This is a genomic window from Azoarcus sp. KH32C (genome assembly GCF_000349945.1).
Lineage (GTDB): Bacteria > Pseudomonadota > Gammaproteobacteria > Burkholderiales > Rhodocyclaceae > Aromatoleum.
Genome location: NC_020516.1, coordinates 3635755 through 3653511, shown reverse-complemented (window position 1 = coordinate 3653511; position 17757 = coordinate 3635755). Strand labels below are relative to the sequence as shown.

Annotated in this window: 19 protein-coding genes; 12 read left to right on the top strand and 7 right to left on the bottom strand. The window is 64.2% G+C overall.

The features are described from left to right. Nucleotides 1–47 precede the first annotated feature (47 nt). The 12 genes from flhC (at nt 48) to AZKH_RS16145 (ending at nt 10903) form a co-directional block, all read left to right on the top strand. Nucleotides 48–593 (top strand): flagellar transcriptional regulator FlhC, encoded by a 546-nt coding sequence (flhC, locus tag AZKH_RS16200; RefSeq protein ID WP_041657432.1) that lies wholly within the window; start codon nt 48–50, stop codon nt 591–593. Nucleotides 594–747: 154 nt separating this feature from the next. Beyond that, nucleotides 748–1602, top strand: a complete 855-nt coding sequence (motA, locus tag AZKH_RS16195; RefSeq protein WP_015436868.1) for a flagellar motor stator protein MotA — start codon at nt 748–750, stop codon at nt 1600–1602. Nucleotides 1603–1654: 52 nt separating this feature from the next. Further along, nucleotides 1655–2716, top strand: a complete 1062-nt coding sequence (gene motB / locus AZKH_RS16190) for a flagellar motor protein MotB (protein ID WP_015436867.1) — start codon at nt 1655–1657, stop codon at nt 2714–2716. 13 nt (nt 2717–2729) lie between these two features. After that, nucleotides 2730–3464, top strand: a complete 735-nt coding sequence (locus AZKH_RS16185) for an Hpt domain-containing protein (RefSeq protein WP_015436866.1) — start codon at nt 2730–2732, stop codon at nt 3462–3464. Nucleotides 3465–3466: 2 nt separating this feature from the next. After that, entirely contained in the window at nt 3467–4441 is a 975-nt protein-coding gene (locus AZKH_RS16180; protein WP_015436865.1) for a CheR family methyltransferase, read from the top strand. A 34-nt stretch (nt 4442–4475) separates the two neighbouring features. Then, nucleotides 4476–5054 carry a CheB methylesterase domain-containing protein gene (locus AZKH_RS16175; protein ID WP_015436864.1) on the top strand — a complete coding sequence of 193 codons (579 nt, stop codon included), beginning with the start codon at nt 4476–4478 and terminating at the stop codon, nt 5052–5054. A gap of 172 nt (nt 5055–5226) precedes the next feature. Next, the gene (locus tag AZKH_RS16170) at nt 5227–6180 is read left to right on the top strand and encodes a chemotaxis protein (RefSeq protein ID WP_015436863.1); all 954 of its coding nucleotides are present in this window, start codon (nt 5227–5229) and stop codon (nt 6178–6180) included. Between the two features lie 24 nt (nt 6181–6204). Then, nucleotides 6205–7155: a chemotaxis protein gene (locus tag AZKH_RS16165; protein WP_015436862.1), complete on the top strand. Its 951-nt coding sequence runs from the start codon at nt 6205–6207 to the stop codon at nt 7153–7155. 41 nt (nt 7156–7196) lie between these two features. Then, entirely contained in the window at nt 7197–7598 is a 402-nt protein-coding gene (cheY, locus tag AZKH_RS16160; RefSeq protein WP_015436861.1) for a chemotaxis response regulator CheY, read from the top strand. Nucleotides 7599–7633: 35 nt separating this feature from the next. Beyond that, on the top strand, nt 7634–8497 hold the full coding sequence (cheZ, locus tag AZKH_RS16155; protein WP_041656283.1) for a protein phosphatase CheZ: 864 nt from the start codon (nt 7634–7636) through the stop codon (nt 8495–8497). Between the two features lie 53 nt (nt 8498–8550). Beyond that, a complete protein-coding gene (locus AZKH_RS16150; protein ID WP_015436859.1) occupies nt 8551–10458 on the top strand; it encodes a chemotaxis protein CheA in 1908 nt (635 codons plus the stop codon). A gap of 145 nt (nt 10459–10603) precedes the next feature. Beyond that, nucleotides 10604–10903 (top strand): DUF3135 domain-containing protein, encoded by a 300-nt coding sequence (locus AZKH_RS16145; protein ID WP_015436858.1) that lies wholly within the window; start codon nt 10604–10606, stop codon nt 10901–10903. A 24-nt stretch (nt 10904–10927) separates the two neighbouring features. Here the strand turns inward: AZKH_RS16145 and tal are convergent, their stop codons facing one another. The 7 genes from tal to cysT all read right to left on the bottom strand — a co-directional run bounded on the left by tal (nt 10928) and on the right by cysT (nt 17736). Continuing rightward, nucleotides 10928–12007, bottom strand: coding sequence for a transaldolase (gene tal / locus AZKH_RS16140; protein WP_015436857.1), 1080 nt, complete (start codon nt 12005–12007; stop codon nt 10928–10930). A gap of 104 nt (nt 12008–12111) precedes the next feature. Continuing rightward, nucleotides 12112–12777, bottom strand: a complete 666-nt coding sequence (locus tag AZKH_RS16135) for a pseudouridine synthase (RefSeq protein WP_015436856.1) — start codon at nt 12775–12777, stop codon at nt 12112–12114. Nucleotides 12778–12899: 122 nt separating this feature from the next. Further along, nucleotides 12900–13877: a cysteine synthase A gene (gene cysK, locus AZKH_RS16130; protein ID WP_015436855.1), complete on the bottom strand. Its 978-nt coding sequence runs from the start codon at nt 13875–13877 to the stop codon at nt 12900–12902. Between the two features lie 70 nt (nt 13878–13947). Further along, nucleotides 13948–14892, bottom strand: coding sequence for a CysB family HTH-type transcriptional regulator (locus AZKH_RS16125; RefSeq protein ID WP_015436854.1), 945 nt, complete (start codon nt 14890–14892; stop codon nt 13948–13950). Further along, complete coding sequence (locus tag AZKH_RS16120) at nt 14889–15977, bottom strand: sulfate/molybdate ABC transporter ATP-binding protein (RefSeq protein WP_015436853.1); 1089 nt, start codon at nt 15975–15977, stop codon at nt 14889–14891. Before AZKH_RS16120 ends, AZKH_RS16125 begins: the two co-directional genes overlap by 4 nt. Next, nucleotides 15974–16897, bottom strand: coding sequence for a sulfate ABC transporter permease subunit CysW (cysW, locus tag AZKH_RS16115; protein WP_015436852.1), 924 nt, complete (start codon nt 16895–16897; stop codon nt 15974–15976). Before cysW ends, AZKH_RS16120 begins: the two co-directional genes overlap by 4 nt. Next, on the bottom strand, nt 16897–17736 hold the full coding sequence (gene cysT, locus AZKH_RS16110; RefSeq protein WP_041656282.1) for a sulfate ABC transporter permease subunit CysT: 840 nt from the start codon (nt 17734–17736) through the stop codon (nt 16897–16899). Before cysT ends, cysW begins: the two co-directional genes overlap by 1 nt. Nucleotides 17737–17757: the final 21 nt, after the last annotated feature.

Below are 17757 nucleotides of genomic sequence, written 5' to 3'. Positions count from 1 at the left end.
GCGCTGCGGGCGCGCCGTGCCGTCGCACCGGCGTAAAGGAGATGAAGATGAAGAACAAGAGCATCATCGAAGAAGCGGAAGACATCCAACGCGCAGCCGAGATGGTGCGCCTGGGCGCGCGCATGCAGATGCTGGAGGCCGAGACCAAGCTCAGCCGCGAACGTCTGCTGAAGATCTACAAGGAAATCCGCGGCATGTCGCCCCCGAAGGGGATGCTGCCGTTTTCCACCGACTGGTTCATGACCTGGCAGCCGAACGTCCATGCGTCGTTGTTCATGGCGTTCTTCTCGTTCTTCCAGACGCAAACCGCGCTCAAGGGGCTCGAGTCCATCCTCAAGGCCTATCACCTCTACCTCGATCACATCGAGGCCGAGGACACGGAACCCGTTCTCAGCCTGACGCGCGCATGGACGCTGGTACGCTTCTTCGACGCCGACCTGCTGCAGCTTGCTCCGTGCAAGACCTGCGGCGGCAAGTTTGTCGCGCATGCCTACGACCCGACGCACGAATTCGTCTGCGGCCTGTGCAACATGCCGTCTCGCGCGGGCAAGACGAAGCGGGCCGCAAAGGCTGCGCTCGCAACGGCCGGCTGATTTTCCACCGTTTCCGGTTTCAGGGGGCCGCCTGCGGAAGCAGGCGGCCTTTGTCCTTTTTGGCATTCAAGTTTCCCGATCCGGTGACGTTACAATCACGGAACTTTGCTCTGCACGTTGCACCGAGCATCGATGAATCGACAGGGGCTACCCGGTGTTTTTGATCATTGGCTATCTGGTCATCCTTGCGGCTTCGGTCGGTACCTATTCCGTCCACGGCAGTCTCGGCGCCTTGTGGGTGCCGATGGAATATCTCGCCATCGTCGGCCTGATGATCGGCGGTTTCGTTGCCGGCAACGGACCCAAGGCCGTGAAGGCGACCATGGGCGCCTTGCCGTCGGTGTTCAAGGGCTCTCCCTACACCAAGGCGATGTACATGGATCTGCTTGGCCTGCTCTACGAGATCCTCGCGAAGGTCCGCAAGGAAGGTCTGATGTCGATCGAAAACGACGTCGACAATCCCGACTCCAGTCCGATCTTCTCCAAGTATCCGACCGTGACCTCGAATCACCACGCGGTCGAGTTCCTCACCGACTACCTGCGAATGATGGTCGGCGGCAACCTCAATGCCTTCGAGATCGAAGGCCTGATGGACAAGGAGATCGATACGCACCACCAGGAAGCCCACATTGCGCCGCACGTCATGGCCAAGACCGGCGATGCGCTGCCGGCCTTCGGTATCGTCGTTGCGGTCATGGGCGTTGTGAACGTGATGGGCTCCGTGGGCCAACCGCCGGCGGTGCTCGGCAAGATGATCGGCGGCGCCCTGGTCGGCACCTTCCTCGGTATTCTGCTGTCGTACGGTTTCGTGCAGCCGATCGCAGGCCAGCTCGAACAGCGGGTCGAGGAAAGCGGCAAGGTGTTCGAATGTATCAAGCTCGTGCTGCTCGCGAGCATGAACGGCTATGCGCCGCAGGTCGCCGTCGAATTCGGGCGCAAGGTCCTGTATTCGACCGAACGTCCGACCTTCTCGGAACTCGAGCAGGACATCAAGAGCCGTAAGGGCTGACGGTTCGATCGATGCACGTGATATTCGCATCTGAAATGGAGCCCACGCGGCGATGAGCGACGATACCCAGCAGCCAATCGTCGTCAAACGCGTCAACAAGGTCGCCGCGGCGGCCCATGGGGGCGCGTGGAAGATCGCTTATGCCGACTTCGTGACGGCGATGATGGCGTTCTTCCTGCTGATGTGGCTGCTCGGCTCGACCGCACAGGGCGACCTCGAGGGCATTGCGGACCATTTCCAGAACCCGCTGAAGGTGTCGTTCCAGGGCGGGACCGGCTCGGGCGATAGTTCGAGCATCATCCAGGGGGGTGGCGAGGATCTGACGCGCTCGCTCGGGCAGCGCAAGCGCGGCGAAGTCGAGGGTAAGCGGTCAATCAACCTCGACGCGGCGAAGGGGCGCGAAATCTTTCGCGATGTCGGCGACAAGGAAGGCATGGACGCGGCGCGCGAGCGTGCCCGCCTGGAAGACCTGAAGGGGCGCATCGAGGCGATCGTCGAGGCCGATCCGAAATTGCGCTCCTTCCGTAACCAGATCCTGATCGACATCACCTCCGAAGGCCTGCGCATCCAGATCGTCGACGAAAAGAACCGTCCGATGTTCAACTCCGCGAGCGACGAACTGTTGCCCTACACGCGCGATCTGTTGCGAGCGATCGGGCGGGCGCTCAACGACGTGCCGAATCGTCTCAGCCTGTCCGGACATACCGATGCCGCGCGTTACGCGGGTGGCGAGCGGGGTTTCTCGAACTGGGAGCTCTCCGCGAATCGCGCCAACGCATCGCGGCGGGAGCTGATCGCGGGCGGGCTCGATCCTGCCCGCGTGGCGCGCGTCGTCGGGCTCGCCGAAACGGTGCCGTTCAAGAAAGAGGACCTGTACGACGCGTCGAACCGGCGGATCAGCATCGTCGTGATGAACCGCAAGACCGAAGAGGCCCTACGTGCCCAAGGCGGCCTGATCGACGTCGGCGCAAATGCACCCCTAGACGAAGAGGCCTTGCGCGGCAAGATCGAGAGCCAAACGGCTGTGCCGCCGCCGGGAGGCGCGCGGCCGCAGATTCGTCCCCTTCCGGGGGGCGCCCGTCCGAATGGGGCGGACGACACGTCCCCCCGGTGAATGAGCGTTCGATATGGGCCTGGATCTGACTGAATTCCGCGAAGTGTTCTTCGACGAAGTCGCCGAACACCTCGCCATCATCCAGCGTTGCCTGCGCGAGATCGCCAGCGGCAAGGCCGGGGCGCATGTCATTGCCGAAGCTTACCGTTGTGCGCACTCGATCAAGGGCGGCAGTGCGACTTTCGGTTTCGACGAAATGCGCGACCGCGCGGGTTCCTTGGCGGGCGTACTGGACCTCGCCCGGCAGGGCCGTCTCGTGCTCGATGCTGCAGCACTCGATACTTGCTGCGATGCACAGGCCGTGCTGGCTGCACAGCTTGCGGCGCGACGTTGTGGTACGGAGATGATGGGCGTGACCGTGCAAACCTGCGCGGCAGACCCGAACGGCTTGAAGCTCGATGCCGGCCACCCGGATACGGGCGGGGAGGCGGCCGCAGGGCGGATCGAGACCGCTGTCGTGAACTTGCAGCAGACTGCCGCGCATATGCAGCAGATGATGACGAGACTGGAACAACTGTCGCGCGAACATGCGGAACTCGCTGATCGCGCGGCGTCGACGGCGCTGCAGTTCGAGCGGCAGATGGCTGAATTGCTCAACGATCCGGCACTCGCCGAACGATCGCATGGACTGGCAACCGGCCTGGAGCGCGCGGGACGCGTGCGACGGGGCGAAGGCGCCCCGTTGCCGAAGGTGAAGTCCGCAGGAACGGGACGGCGCAGCCTTGAGCAGGAATGGGAGGAAATCTGAGCATGGCTGTGGGAGATCCCCCTCGCTTTGGGAAAAGCGTCACACCGGAAACGCCGGCGCGGCCCAAGACGGCGACGCCGCCGCGAACGGCATCGGAGCTGACCTTCGCGGCAATGGCGGCCTCTGCGGCCGCTGCCGCGCTCGCCGGAGATCGCGTGCGCGAATTCGAACTCACGAGCGCCGATTTCGAACGCATCCGCAAGCTGATCTACGAACACGCCGGCATCGTGCTTTCGCCGGCGAAGCAGGACATGGTGTATAGCCGGCTGGCCCGCCGTCTGCGCGTCTGCGGTGACCGCACCTTTGCCGAATACCTGGCGCGGCTGGAGCGCGACCGCGCGGAGTGGGAAACCTTCGTCAATTCGCTGACGACCAATCTCACCTCCTTCTTCCGCGAGGCGCACCATTTCGACATCCTGGCCGAACGCATGCGGCAGATCGCGGAGAAGCGCACGATCCGCATCTGGTGCAGCGCGGCTTCGACCGGCGAGGAACCGTACTCGCTGGCGATCACCGCCTGCGAGGCGTTCGACACGCTGACGCCTCCGGTGCAGATCCTCGCAAGCGACATCGACACCAGCGTGCTGTCGCATGGCGAACGCGGCATCTATCGCGACGACCGGATCCTGCGCCTGTCGCCCGAGCGCGTGCGGCGCTACTTCGTGCGCGGCGCCGGCGTGCCAGACGGCGAGGTTCGCGTGCGTCCCGAGTTGCAGCGGCTGATCAGCTTTCGTCGCATCAACCTGCTGGATTCGAGCTGGCCGGTACAGGGGCCGCTGGATGCGATTTTCTGCCGCAACGTGATGATCTACTTCGACAAGACGACGCAGTACGCGATCCTCAAGCGTTTCGTGCCGCTCCTGCGCAAGGAAGGGGCCCTGTTCGCGGGGCATTCCGAGAGCTTTATGCACGCCGCCGACCTGTTCCGCTCGATGGGGCGGACCGTCTATCAACGCAGCGATGCCGGGAACGTATAAGAGTCCGGCGCATGGCGGCGCATGGGGAGGTCGCGTGATCTTCATCGGTGCGTCGACCGGCGGAACCGAGGCGATCAAGCAAGTCCTCGCGGACCTGCCGGCGAGCGTTCCGCCGGTGCTGATCGTGCAGCACATGCCCGAAATGTTCACAGGCGCCTTTGCCCGCCGCCTGGATGGCCTATGCAGCGTGAAGGTCAAGGAGGCCGAGGACGGCGAGTCGATCCAGGGTGGCACGGTCTATATTGCCCCTGGGCATTCCCACCTTTCGATCGTCCGGTCGCCCACCGGATTGCAGTGTTCCTTGTCTCGCGCCGAGCCGGTAAACCGCCATCGCCCTTCGGTCGACGTGCTGTTTTCGTCGGCGGCGCGAACGGTTGGGGCGGGGGCCGTGGGAGTATTGCTCACCGGGATGGGCAAGGATGGTGCCCGGGGTCTGTTGGAGATGCGCGAGGCGGGGGGCTGGACGATCGCCCAGGACCACGATTCCTGCGTCGTGTACGGCATGCCGCGCGAAGCGGCGCTGCTCGGCGCAGCATGCGAGGTCGTTACGCTCAAGGATGTGGCGCAGCAGATTCTGCGGCACCTGGGCCATGGCGCTACGCGTAATGGCTAGCCGCCGTGTGAAAACGGTATCCGCCACTGCGCCATAATGCGAAAATGGTCATACGTCGGTATTTGCCGCATCGCGCCTCAAGTATTTCCCGGCGCAGACGTTATCAGGATTGACACTGCGGCGCGCCTGCGCCGCCCGGAACAACATGCAGCCGCGCGCAGCGGAGAGTGAAATGTCGGAACTGCTGAAGAACATCGATGCCCGCACACGCCTCGCCGGCACCAACAAGCTGGAGATCCTGCTATTCACGCTTGGCGTGGATCAGCGCACGGGGCGCCGCGAAACCTTCGGGATCAATGTGTTCAAGGTGCGCGAGGTCATGCGCACACCCGCGATCACCGCAGCACCCGAGATGCCCTCATCGGTCGAAGGCATGGTGAGCCTGCGCGGTGTCCTGGTTCCGGTCGTCGATCTCGGCCGCTATGTCGGGGTCGGCTCCGATGTGAAGCGCGACATCATGATCGTGACCGAATACAACGGACACACTCAGGGCTTCCTCGTCGAGGCCGTCGACACCATCCTGCGCCTTGACTGGTCGCAAATGCGCGTGCCGCCCGAAATGCTCACTGCGAACATGGGCGGGCTGGTGACGGCGGTAACGGAACTCGCCGACAACAAACTCGTCATGATGCTCGACGTCGAGAAGGTCCTCGCCGAAACGACCCCTCAGGAAGACCAGCATCTCTACCGCAGCATCGTGCCCATCGAAGGCGACGTGCCCGCCGTCTATTTCGCCGACGATTCATCGATCGCCCGCAAGCAGATCGAGCGCACGCTTGAGGCAATGGGCGTGCATGGCGTGGGCTCGATCAACGGGCGCGCCGCGTGGGAGGAACTGCAGCGGGTGGCGCATCACGCCCAGTCGACCGGGCGCCAGGTGAGCGATCTCGTCAGCCTCGTGCTGACCGACGTCGAAATGCCCGAGATGGACGGCTACATCCTGACCAAGTCGATCAAGTCCGATCCGCGCTTTACCGGGATCCCTGTGATCATGCATTCCTCGCTGTCAGGCATGTCCAATCAGCAACTGGGCAAGTCGGTCGGCGTCGACGAATACGTTCCCAAGTTCGAGCCCCAGCGTCTGGCCGAGACCCTGCGCCGGCTGATCAAGCGCGGCGCGCAGTAATTCGCGAGTCCATAGGAAGCTCTCATGTCGATCTACGATACCGACGAATCCGGCCTGCTCAACGTCGTCGACGGCCGCACCAGCCTTGCCGGTTCGAACCGGATGGAGATTCTGCTGTTCAATCTCGGCACCACGGAAGTCTTCGGGATCAACGTGTTCAAGGTGAAGGAAGTCAGCACGACGCCCTTCATCACACGTGCGCCCAACATGCCGGCGGGCGTCGAAGGGCTCATCTCGCTGCGCGGCAACGTCATTCCGGTCCTGTCGCTTTCCAAGATCCTCGGCCTGGCCCAGCCTGGCGACCCGCTTGGCGGATCGATGATGGTGACCGAGTACAGCAAGCGGACGCTCGGCTTTCTCGTGCAGGGTGTCGATCGCATCATTCGCGTGGACTGGGACAAGGTGCGGGCGCCCGATAACGTTTCAGGCAATGTGCACAACTACATCACCGCGATTACAGAGCTGCCCGACGGCAAGCTGGTCTCGATTGTCGATGTCGAAACGGTACTCGCCTCGACCTTCGGCGACGCCGTGGTCGGCAACATCTCGCCGATCATCGACGGGCAGGACTATGAAGTGTTCTTCGTCGACGATTCGGGCGTTGCGCGGCGCAAGATCGCCGAGGTGCTCGACAAGCTCGCCGTGAAGCACAAGCACGCCGTCAATGGCCTCGAAGCGTGGACGCGCCTGCAGGGCATGGCGAGCCACGCTCAGCAACTCGGTCGCCACGTCAGCGACGAGCTCGACCTGATCCTGGTCGATGCCGAGATGCCGGAGATGGATGGCTACGTACTTACTCGCAACATCAAGGCCGACACCCGTTTCGACGGCATCCCGGTGGTGATGCACTCGTCGCTCTCGTCCGAAGCCAACCGGGCGATGGGAAAGCGGGTCGGAGTTGACGCATACGTGGCAAAATTCGACGCCGACGCGCTGGCGGACACCCTTCGTCCCCTGCTCACACGGGGCCACTGAACCGGGCCAGGCTCGCCGAGAGAATTACGGAGAAATACAACATGGCCGATCCCAAGACAAGATTTCTGGTCGTTGATGACTTTTCGACGATGCGTCGCATCGTGCGCAACCTGCTCAAGGAGCTTGGCTACACCAACGTCGACGAGGCCGAGGACGGTGCGGTGGCGCTGCAGAAGCTCAACAGCGGCCCGTTCGACTTCGTCGTCACCGACTGGAACATGCCGAACATGGATGGTCTGACGCTGCTGCAGACGATCCGCCAGACGCCGCATCTGAAGCACCTGCCGGTGCTGATGGTGACGGCCGAAGCCAAGAAGGAAAACATCATTGCTGCGGCGCAGGCCGGGGCGAGCGGCTACATCGTCAAGCCGTTTACGGCTGCGACGATGGCCGAAAAACTAGAAAAAATCTTTGAAAAGCTGGGCAAGACAGCGGCCGCCTGAGCAGTCGGTGCGGAATGACATTAGGGAGGCCGATGATGGCGAAAAAGCTCAAGGTCGATGAGGCAGGGGATTCGGACGAACTGCAAGCCTTGTTCGACAGCATCGCGAGTGGCGCGGCACCGCAGGTGGTTGCGCCCAAGGCGGAACCGAAACCCAAGCAGGATTCCGCCGGCGATAACGACGACCTGCAGGCTCTGTTCGACTCCGTGGCGGCGCAGTTCGAAGCCGCTTCTGTCCAGGAGGCTGCTCCGGCCGCCGCAGCGCAGCCGGCCGATGCTGCTCAGTCCGAGCATAGCTGCGAAGCGGTGTTTACCCGGATCGGACAGATGACGCGACAAGTTCATAACACCCTTTGTTCGCTCAGCTCCGACGACGGTCTGCAGGAGGCGGTGCAGGCGATTCCCGATGCGCGCCAGCGCCTGACCTACATCGCGCAGATGACGGAGCAGGCGGCGAGCCGGGTGCTTAACGCGACCGACATCGCCCAGCCGATCCAGAACAAGCTGGGTGCTGACGCCAAGGGCTTGCAGGCGAAGTGGGACAAGCTGTTCGCGAACCAGTTGTCGATCGAGGAATTCAAGGCGCTGTCGCAGGAAACGCACGGATTTCTTGGCCAGGTGGAGCAGGGGAGCCGCGCGACCAACGAGCAGCTGATGGAAATCATGATGGCCCAGGATTTCCAGGATCTCACCGGCCAGGTCATCAAGAAGGTCGTCGAACTCGCCCAGAAGCTCGAAACGGAGCTGCTGCAGGTTCTGCTGGAGGTCGCGCCGCCGGGCATGCGCAGCGAAGTGCAGGGCGGTCTGATGAACGGTCCGGTCATCAATTCGGAAGGCCGTGACGACGTCGTTACGACGCAGGAGCAGGTCGACGATCTGCTCGGTAGCCTGGGATTCTGACTGCAGCAAGAAGGCAGGCGCGGGTCTGCCGGGAACAATAAAGCGAGAACGTGATGAGTGACTTCGCCGGAATGGAAGAGCTGCTTCAGGATTTCCTGATGGAAGCGGGTGACCTGCTATCCGGGGTCGACAACAAACTGGTGGACCTCGAACGTGCGCCAGGCGACCGCGGACTGCTGAACGAGATCTTCCGGGGCTTCCATACCATCAAGGGCGGCGCAGGCTTCCTCAATGCGACCGAGCTGGTCACCTTGTGCCACCTGACGGAGAATCTCTTCGACAACCTGCGCAACGGCCAGCTCGACGTGACGCCCGAAGTGATGGACGTCATCATGGAAGCGACCGCATCCGTACGTGACATGTTCGGCAGCCTCGAGCAGGCGATGCAGCCCGCTCCGGCGGACCCCGACCTGATTGCACGTCTGCGCCAGGCGATCGCCGGCGAACTCGTCGGCGGTCGGGCGCAAGCGGCGGCCGCCCAACCGCAGGCGGCTGCATCGTCCGCCGCTCCGGGCGGGCCGAACTGGGAGCTGCTCCACAGTGCCGTCACCGGCGTGCCGATGAAGACGATCAACGAAGTCAGGTCGGCGCCGCCGGCGTCGGCTTCGGTACATGCTCCCGTCGCGTCGGGCCCCACGGTCTCGCCTGATGAGATCATCAAGGCGGCGACCGGGCGGCGCGCGAGCGACAAGCCAGGCGCGATGGCGACGACCGGGCGGCGTGAGGGCGAAAAGCAGCGCGACAACTCGATCCGCGTCGACACCTCGCGGCTCGACCAGGTACTCAACCTGTCGGGCGAAATCGGCCTGACGAAGAACCGCCTGAACGCGCTGCGCAGCGACATCCTGAGCGGCCGCAACGACACCGAAACCCTGCATTCCCTCGATCTGGCCGTAAGCCAGCTCGACCTGCTCGTCTCGGACCTGCAGAACGCGGTCATGAAGACCCGTATGCAGCCGATCGGGCGCCTGTTCCAGAAGTATCCGCGGATCGCGCGCGATCTGGCGCGCAGCATGGGCAAGGACGTCGAACTCGTGCTCGCCGGAGAGGAAACCGAGATCGACAAGACGATGATCGAGGACCTCGCCGATCCGATCATCCACCTGATCCGCAACGCGGTCGATCACGGCGTCGAGGACTCGCAGGAGCGGATCGCCGTCGGCAAGCCCGAAAAATCCATCGTCCGCCTGGAAGCGCGCCAGGAAGGCGATCACATCGTGATCCTGGTCGCCGACGACGGCCACGGTATGAACGCCGAACGCCTGCGCGCGAAGGCGGTCGAGAAGGGGCTGCTCAGCGAGGAAGAAGCGAGTGCGCTGGACGAGCGCCAGAGCTTCAACCTGATCTTCCTGCCCGGCTTCTCGATGGCGGCGAAGGTGTCGGACGTGTCCGGCCGCGGCGTCGGCATGGACGTCGTGCGGACGAACATCCAGAAGCTCAATGGCAGCATCGAGATCCAGTCGCAGCTGGGCAAGGGCACGACCTTCGTGATCAGCCTGCCGCTGACGCTGGCGATTCTGCCGGTGCTGCTGGTGCGCTTGGGCGATCAGCCGTTTGCCGTGCCGCTGTCGATGGTGCGCGAGATCCTGCCGATCGAGGCGGGAGAAGTGCAGGAAGTGGGCGGTCGCGCGACGATGGTGGTGCGGGGCGAAGTGTTGCCGATCCTGCCGCTCGCAAGCCTGCTCGGCTGGCCGCTGGAACGTTCGCCATGCTACGGTGTGCTGATGCAGACGGCGGAAATGTCCTTCATCCTCGGCATCGACAGCTTCGCCGGCCGCGAAGACGCCGTCATCAAGTCGCTCGACGACTTCCGTCCGAAGGGCGTGGCCGGTGTCACGACGCTGTCCAACGGCCAGATCGTACTGATCATCGACATGAAGGAACTGCTCGGCAGCGCTGGTGACCAGCGCTGGGTGAGCCGCTTCTCGCTGATGTCCAGGAGAGCTGCCCAGGTCGCTTGACCTCTTCGCCAGCCGGTTACGCAAACCGGTTTTGCTCCGGCGAGACCGAATACACGGTCCGCCGGAGGCTCGTCTTGCCTCCGCCTTGTTCCACTCCTACGATTAAACCAAGGATGTGTGATGGACCTCGCGCGGGGGATGGATCATGGGCGAGTTCGATTTCGACCGCTGGTGTGCGTTGGCGAAAGCCGACCCCGAGGCATTCTTCGCCGCGCGCAATCGCGAAATCTGCGCACTGATCGAGAGTCATCCCCCCGCCGTCCGCGAGCGTCTGCGTGCCTTGCAGTACTGTATCGATTGCGAGCGGGCGCGCGCCGGAACGCCCGAACGCGCGATGAAATGCCTCGCCGCGATGATGCATGAGCGACTGGTCGAGCTGGACCGCCAGAATCGGGAGTTGCGCGAGCTATCGCGCAAGCTGCTCGTAGCGGCCGGCGTCCATTGAAGGAGCCGGCCTGCGATTACGGCATCAGGCGGTCAGCTGCAGCAGTTGAGCGAATGCGTCCTCGAACTGCGCCAGCCCTTCGCGCTGCAGTCTTTCCCCGGTTGCATTGAGATCGATGCCGAGCGCGGCCAGCGCGGCGACCTGCTCGCGTACGGCGGCGACGTCCTGCGTGAGGGCGTCCCCGACGATTTTGCCGTGATCCCGCAGCGCGGCGAGGGTGGCGTCCGGCAGCGTATTGACGGTCTCCTTCCCGACCAGCGGTTCGACGTAGAGCAGGTCGTTGTAGGCCGGATTCTTGGTGCCGGTGCTCGCCCACAGCATGAACTGCGGACGCGCGCCGGCGCTACGCAGCGCGGCGAAGGCAGGGCCGTGGAAGCGTTCCAGGTAGCGCTGGTAGGCGAGCTTGGCCATCGCGACGGCGCTGCGGCCGCGGAGCGCCAACGCGTCGCCGCCCAACTCTTCGAGCTGCTTGTCGATCAGCGTGTCGACGCGGCTGAGGAAGAGGCTCGCGACCGACATCACGCTGCCGACCTTGCCGCCGGAGGCCCGCAGACGTTCGAGGCCGCGCACGTAGGCGTCCGCGACGCCGTCCACGTGGGCGAGCGAGAACATCAGCGTGACGTTGACGCTGACGCCGTTGGCGATCAATTCCTCGATGGCTTTCAGCCCTTCGGTCGTCGCGGGTACCTTGATCAGCAGGTTGTCGCGGCCCACGGCCTGCTTGAGGCGTAGACCCGCGGCGACGGTGCCGGCAGCGTCGTGCGCGAGGGCGGGGGAGACTTCGAGGCTGACATAACCGGCGTTGCCGCCACTGCGCTCGAAGGTCGGCCGCAGCAGATCGCAGGCGCGCTGCACGTCGGGGACCACGAGCTGTTCGTAGCGCGCTTCGGCGCTCAGGGGCTGCTGCTTCAGCGCGGCGAGATCGTCCTCGTAATAGCGCCCGCCGGCGATCGCCTTGTGGAAGATGGCCGGGTTGGTGGTCACGCCGTCGACGCCGTCTTCGGCGATGAAGCGCGCGAGGTGGCCGTCGTTGAGGAGCGTGCGGGAGAGGTTGTCGAGCCAGACTTGCTGGCCTTGGTCGCGGACCTGGAGCAGCGGATTCATTTGTGGCGGATTGGCTGTTGTGTGAACGACCTATTGTGCAATGAATCCGTCAGGACCGGTAGCTCGTTGGGGAATCGCCCCCGGCGAATGTCGCCCGCATGGGATCAGGCGCGCGACAGGCTGGCCAGCGCGTCGGTCCAGCCGAACGTCGTAACAACGCGCATGAAGTCTTCAGCGGGCGGAACGGCAAGCGCCAGTTCTTCGCCGGTATGCGGATGTGTGAGGCGCATCGATGTGCAGGCGAGCAGCATGCGCGAGACGCCAAAGAGCTCGGTGAAGAGGCGATTGTGCCGGCCCTTGCCGAAGGTGGCATCCCCGATGATGGGGTGGGAGATGTGCTTGAGGTGGCGCCGGATCTGGTGGCGCCGGCCCGTTTCCGGGGCGAGTTCGACGAGCGCGTAGCGACTCGTCGGATAGCGGTCGACCTGGTAGGGTAGTTCGGTCGTGGCGAGGCGGCGGAAGTGCGTGACGGCGTCCTGGGGCGGCGTGTCAGGCGTCGTCGAACGGCGTTCGGCGTCGTCGAAGCGGCGCGTGAGCGGGTGGTCGATGATGCCTTCTTCGGCCGGGTGGCCGCGCACGACTGCGAGATAGCGCTTCAGCACTTCCTGGCGTTCGAAGGCGCCGGAGACGAGCGCGGCGGTTTCGCGGTCGAGCGCGAAGAGCAGGACGCCGGAGGTGCCCTTGTCGAGGCGATGCACGGGGTGCACGTGCTGCCCGATCTGGTCCCGTAGGATCTGGACGGCGAAGCGCTCCTCGTGGACGTCAAGCACCGAGCGATGGACGAGCAGGCCCGAGGGTTTGTCGACGGCGATCAGCCAGTCGTCGCGGTAGAGAATGGGGAGGGTTTCGGGCGCGGAGGCCGGAGCCTCCGCGTCTTGTGCTGCTGCGTGACTCAGAGTGCGGCTCCGCTCGCGTCGAAGAGGCCTTCGAAGAGGATCGAGCTCAGGTAGCGTTCGCCGGAGTCGGGCAGGATGACGACGATGGTCTTGCCAGCGTTCTCCGGACGTTGGGCAACGCGGGCTGCGACGGCCGCCGCGGCGCCGCAGGAGATGCCGGACAGGATGCCTTCCTCGCGGGCGAGGCGACGCGCATACAGGATCGCGTCTTCGTTCGTGACCGTTTCGACGGCATCGATCAGCGACAGATCGAGCACTTGCGGCACGAAGCCGGCGCCGATGCCCTGGATCTTGTGCGGAGCGGGTTTCAGCGCTTCGCCCGCCCGGGTCTGCGTAAGCACCGGGCTCGCCGTGGGTTCGACGGCGATCGAGGTGATGGCCTTGCCCTGCTTCTGTTTGATGTAGCGGCTGATGCCGGTGATCGTGCCGCCGGTGCCGACGCCCGAGACGAGGATGTCGATCTTGCCGTCGGTGTCGTTCCAGATTTCGGGGCCGGTCGTCGCTTCGTGAATCGCCGGGTTCGCCGGGTTCTTGAACTGTTGCAGCAGTACGTACTTGTCCGGGGCGCTGGCGGCGATTTCCTCGGCCTTCGCGATCGCCCCGTTCATGCCCTTCGCGCCTTCCGTCAGGACGAGCTTTGCGCCATAGGCGACGAGCAGTTTGCGGCGCTCGACGCTCATCGTGTCCGGCATCGTGAGCGTGATCGGAATGCCGCGCGCAGCGGCGACGAAGGCGAGCGCGATGCCGGTGTTGCCGCTGGTGGGTTCGACGATTTCCTTGCCTGGTCCGAGTACGCCGCGCTTTTCGGCATCCCATATCATTGCAGCGCCGATGCGGCACTTGACCGAATAGGCGGGGTTGCGTCCCTCGATCTTCGCGTAAACCGTTGCGGCGGCGCCGTCGGTGATGCGATTCAGTTTGACCAGCGGCGTCTTGCCAATCGATTCTGCGTTATCGGAATACCAGTTCGACATGTAAGGGGCTCCTTGGACCGGAAATGCGAGGATAGCAGGCCTGCGCGGCGAATAGCTCTACGACGTAAGGCTAGTCGTCTCCGTTGGCATTGCCCGCGGGTGCGACGCTGCTGCGGATGGCTGCTTCAGTCAGCGTCGGCGAGCACATCTCGATGAAGCGGTAGGCGAAGCCGCGCAGGTAATGGCCGCGGCGGACGGCGATACTCGTCGTGTTGACGGGGAAGAGATGGCGGCTATCGAGCAGGCGCAGTTCGCCTTCACGCTCGGGCTGAAAGGCCATCGAAGCGACGATGCCGACGCCGAGCCCCAGTTCGACGTAGGTCTTGATGACATCGGCGTCCATGGCGGACATCACGACTTCGGGCGAGAGTCCTGCCGCTGCAAAGCTCTTGTCGATGTTCGAGCGTCCGGTAAAGCCTTCGTGATACGTAATGAGCGGGTATTCGGCGACCGCCTCGAGGGTCAGCGGTCGGACATTCTCCAAGGGATGACCGGCCGGAACGATGATCGAGTGGTGCCACGTGTAGTACGGAAAGGATGCGAGCTCTGCGACCGCCGCAACGGCTTCGGTTGCGATGCCGATATCGGCTTGGCCGTCGAGCAGCATCGACACGATCTCTTCCGGGCTGCCCTGATGCAGCTTGAGGTAAACCTTCGGGAAAGCCTTCTTGAACGCGGTGACGACCTTGGGCAGCGCATAGCGGGCCTGGGTGTGCGTCGTGACGACCGTGAGCCGGCCTTCGTCGCGGTTGCTGTATTGCTCGGCCAGGCGCTTGATGTTGCCCGCGTCGAGCAGCATCCGCTCGACCATCACGACGAGTTCCTTGCCCGGATCCGTGAGGCCCAGCAGCCGCTTGCCCTTGCGCACGAAAAGCTCGACGCCGAGTTCGTCCTCGAGGTCCTTGATGTGTTTGGAGACCCCCGACTGCGAGGTGAAGAGCGCGTTGGCGACTTCGGTCAGGTTGAAGTTGCGCCGCACCGTTTCGCGGATGATGCGCAATTGCTGAAAATTCATGCCGATGCTCCAGTGGTACCGTTGCGCTCGAAGATCTTGAGTCGGGAGGGTATCAGGCGCACGGCCTGCCCTTCGGCGAGATTGAGGTCGGCGACGCGTTGTTGGGTGAGTTCGACTTCGAAATGTTCGCCGCCGGCGCCGTTCAGCCCTTCGAGTTCGATGCGCGCAGTGACGCCGAAGGCAAGCACGCGGGTAATGCGAGCGGCGACCCCGGCCTCCCCATGTTCTTCGGGCACGATGTCGAGTTCGTGCGGACGGGCGAAGGCGAGGACTTCGGCTCCGTGGCCGACATCGGCGACGGTGTGGGGCAGTACGTCGTTGCCGACGACGACCGAACTGCCGTCGACGCGGCCGTGGAAGAGGTTCACCGATCCGAGGAAGCCGTAGACGAACGGTGTCGCTGGTTGGCGATAGACTTCTCCGGGCGTACCGACCTGCTCGATGTGGCCGCGATCCATCAGCACCACGCGGTCGGCGACTTCGAGCGCCTCTTCCTGATCGTGCGTGACGAAGATCGACGTGATATGCAGTTCGTCGTGAAGCTTGCGCAGCCAGCGGCGCAGTTCCTTGCGCACCTTGGCATCGAGCGCGCCGAAGGGTTCGTCGAGGAGCAGCACGCGCGGTTCGACGGCGAGCGCGCGGGCGAGCGCAATCCGTTGGCGCTGGCCGCCCGAGAGTTGCGCCGGGAAGCGGTCGGCGAGCCAGTCGAGCTGCACGAGCTGCAGCAGTTCATGCACCTTCGCGGCGATCTGTTTCTCGCTCGGCCGCTGGCCGCGCGGCTTCATGCGCATGCCGAAGGCGACGTTGTCGAAGACCGTCATGTGGCGGAACAGCGCGTAGTGCTGGAACACGAATCCGACCTGGCGTTCGCGCACATTAGTGCCTGACGCGTCTTCGCCGTCGAGCAGCACCTGGCCAGCGTCGGCCGCCTCCAGTCCCGCGATGATGCGCAGCAGCGTCGTCTTGCCACAGCCCGAGGGGCCCAGCAGCGCGACGAGTTCGCCCGTGGGGAAGTCGAGCGAGACCTTGTCGAGCGCGACGAAGTTGCCGAAAGCTTTGCTGATGTCCTTAACCTGGATACTCATGATGCGGCGTCCTGTGGGGTTTCGGTGGTGATGTCGTCCGTGTCGGTGTGGGCCGCGCGGTGCTCGACCCAGGTCTTGATCGCGAGGGTCGCGAGCGCGAGCAGGGCCAGCAGCGAGGCCACGGCGAAGGCTGCGGCGAACTGGTATTCGTTGTAGAGAATCTCGACGTGCAGCGGCAGCGTGTTCGTCTGACCGCGGATGTGGCCGGAGACGACCGACACCGCGCCGAACTCGCCCATCGCGCGGGCGTTGCACAGGATCACGCCGTACAGCAGGCCCCACTTGATGTTCGGCAGCGTGACGTACCAGAAGGTCTGCCAGCCGTTGGCGCCGAGCACGATCGCGGCTTCCTCCTCCTCGCGCCCCTGCGCCTGCATCAGCGGGATCAGTTCGCGGGCGACGAAGGGGAAGGTCACGAACACGGTTGCGAGCACGATGCCCGGCACAGCGAAGATGATCTTCAGGTCGTGCTCCGCGAGCCACGGCCCGAACCAGCCCTGTGCGCCGAACAGCAGCACGTAGATCAGGCCCGCGATCACCGGCGACACCGAGAAGGGCAGGTCGATCAGCGTGATCAGGAAGTGTTTGCCAGGGAACTCGAACTTCGCGATTGCCCACGCGGCGCAGACGCCGAAGACGAGGTTGAGCGGCACGGCGATGACCGCCGCGATCAACGTGAGCTTGACTGCGGAAAGCGCATCTTCATGCGCGAGTGCCGACAGGTAGGTGCTCCAACCCTTGCGCAGCGCCTCGACGAAGACGGCGACGAGCGGCAACAGCAGGAAGACTGCGAAGAAGGTGAGCGAGATGCCGAGGATCAGCCATTTGACGAATGGTGTCTCGCGTGTCGCGGCCTTCGATTCAAAGCGGGCGGCGGCGTCGACGGGCCCGCCCCAGCTCATGGTGCTCGCGCCGGCCATCAGCGGTTCCTCCCGGTACGTTTGGCAGTCCACGCCTGCAGGGTGTTGATGAGGAGCAGCAGGGCGAAGGACAGCAGCAGCATCACGACGGCGATCGCGGTGGCGCCGGCGTAATCGTATTGTTCGAGCTTGGTGATGATCATCAGCGGCGTGATCTCGGAAACCATCGGGATGTTGCCGGCGATGAAGATCACCGAACCGTATTCGCCGACCGCGCGGGCGAAGGCGAGCGCGAAGCCGGTCATCAGCGCCGGCAGGATCACCGGCAGGATCACGTGACGGAAGGTCTGCCAGCGCTGTGCGCCGAGGCTCGCGGCGGCTTCCTCGATTTCGGTGTCGAGGTCTTCGAGGATCGGCTGCACGGTGCGCACGACGAAGGGCAGGCCGATGAAGACGAGCGCGACGAGCACGCCGAGCGGCTTGAAGGCGACCTTGATGCCCAGCGGTTCGAGGAACTGTCCGATCCAGCCGTTCTTGGCGTAGAGCGCGGTGAGCGCGATGCCGGCCACGGCGGTGGGCAGCGCGAAGGGGAGGTCGACCAGTGCGTCGATCAGCCGTTTGCCTGGAAAGCTGTAGCGCACGAGCGACCAGGCGAGCATCAGGCCGAACACGGCGTTGATCGCCGCGGCGGCCAGCGACATCCCGAAGGACAGCTTGTAGCTCGCAACCACGCGCGGCGCGCTGATGACATGCCAGAACTCGTCGAGGCTGAGGCTCGCAGTCTTCAGGAACACCGCGCCGAGCGGCAAGAGCACGATCAGCGAGAGGTAGAAGAGGGTGTAGCCGAGCGTCAGGCGGAAGCCCGGTAGCACGCGAAAGGTTTGTGTCGCGGCGCTCATGTCGAGCTCCATATGCTTTTG

What these genes read in the sequence shown, in the direction of transcription:
- flhC (WP_041657432.1), top strand. Translation starts at nt 48, where the DNA reads ATGAAGAACAAGAGCATCATCGAAGAAGCGGAAGACATCCAACGCGCA.
- motB (WP_015436867.1), top strand. Translation starts at nt 1,655, where the DNA reads ATGAGCGACGATACCCAGCAGCCAATCGTCGTCAAACGCGTCAACAAG.
- AZKH_RS16185 (WP_015436866.1), top strand. Translation starts at nt 2,730, where the DNA reads ATGGGCCTGGATCTGACTGAATTCCGCGAAGTGTTCTTCGACGAAGTC.
- AZKH_RS16180 (WP_015436865.1), top strand. Translation starts at nt 3,467, where the DNA reads ATGGCTGTGGGAGATCCCCCTCGCTTTGGGAAAAGCGTCACACCGGAA.
- AZKH_RS16170 (WP_015436863.1), top strand. Translation starts at nt 5,227, where the DNA reads ATGTCGGAACTGCTGAAGAACATCGATGCCCGCACACGCCTCGCCGGC.
- AZKH_RS16165 (WP_015436862.1), top strand. Translation starts at nt 6,205, where the DNA reads ATGTCGATCTACGATACCGACGAATCCGGCCTGCTCAACGTCGTCGAC.
- cheY (WP_015436861.1), top strand. Translation starts at nt 7,197, where the DNA reads ATGGCCGATCCCAAGACAAGATTTCTGGTCGTTGATGACTTTTCGACG.
- cheZ (WP_041656283.1), top strand. Translation starts at nt 7,634, where the DNA reads ATGGCGAAAAAGCTCAAGGTCGATGAGGCAGGGGATTCGGACGAACTG.
- AZKH_RS16150 (WP_015436859.1), top strand. Translation starts at nt 8,551, where the DNA reads ATGAGTGACTTCGCCGGAATGGAAGAGCTGCTTCAGGATTTCCTGATG.
- AZKH_RS16145 (WP_015436858.1), top strand. Translation starts at nt 10,604, where the DNA reads ATGGGCGAGTTCGATTTCGACCGCTGGTGTGCGTTGGCGAAAGCCGAC.
- tal (WP_015436857.1), bottom strand. Translation starts at nt 12,007, where the DNA reads ATGAATCCGCTGCTCCAGGTCCGCGACCAAGGCCAGCAAGTCTGGCTC.
- cysK (WP_015436855.1), bottom strand. Translation starts at nt 13,877, where the DNA reads ATGTCGAACTGGTATTCCGATAACGCAGAATCGATTGGCAAGACGCCG.
- AZKH_RS16125 (WP_015436854.1), bottom strand. Translation starts at nt 14,892, where the DNA reads ATGAATTTTCAGCAATTGCGCATCATCCGCGAAACGGTGCGGCGCAAC.
- AZKH_RS16120 (WP_015436853.1), bottom strand. Translation starts at nt 15,977, where the DNA reads ATGAGTATCCAGGTTAAGGACATCAGCAAAGCTTTCGGCAACTTCGTC.
- cysW (WP_015436852.1), bottom strand. Translation starts at nt 16,897, where the DNA reads ATGGCCGGCGCGAGCACCATGAGCTGGGGCGGGCCCGTCGACGCCGCC.
- cysT (WP_041656282.1), bottom strand. Translation starts at nt 17,736, where the DNA reads ATGAGCGCCGCGACACAAACCTTTCGCGTGCTACCGGGCTTCCGCCTG.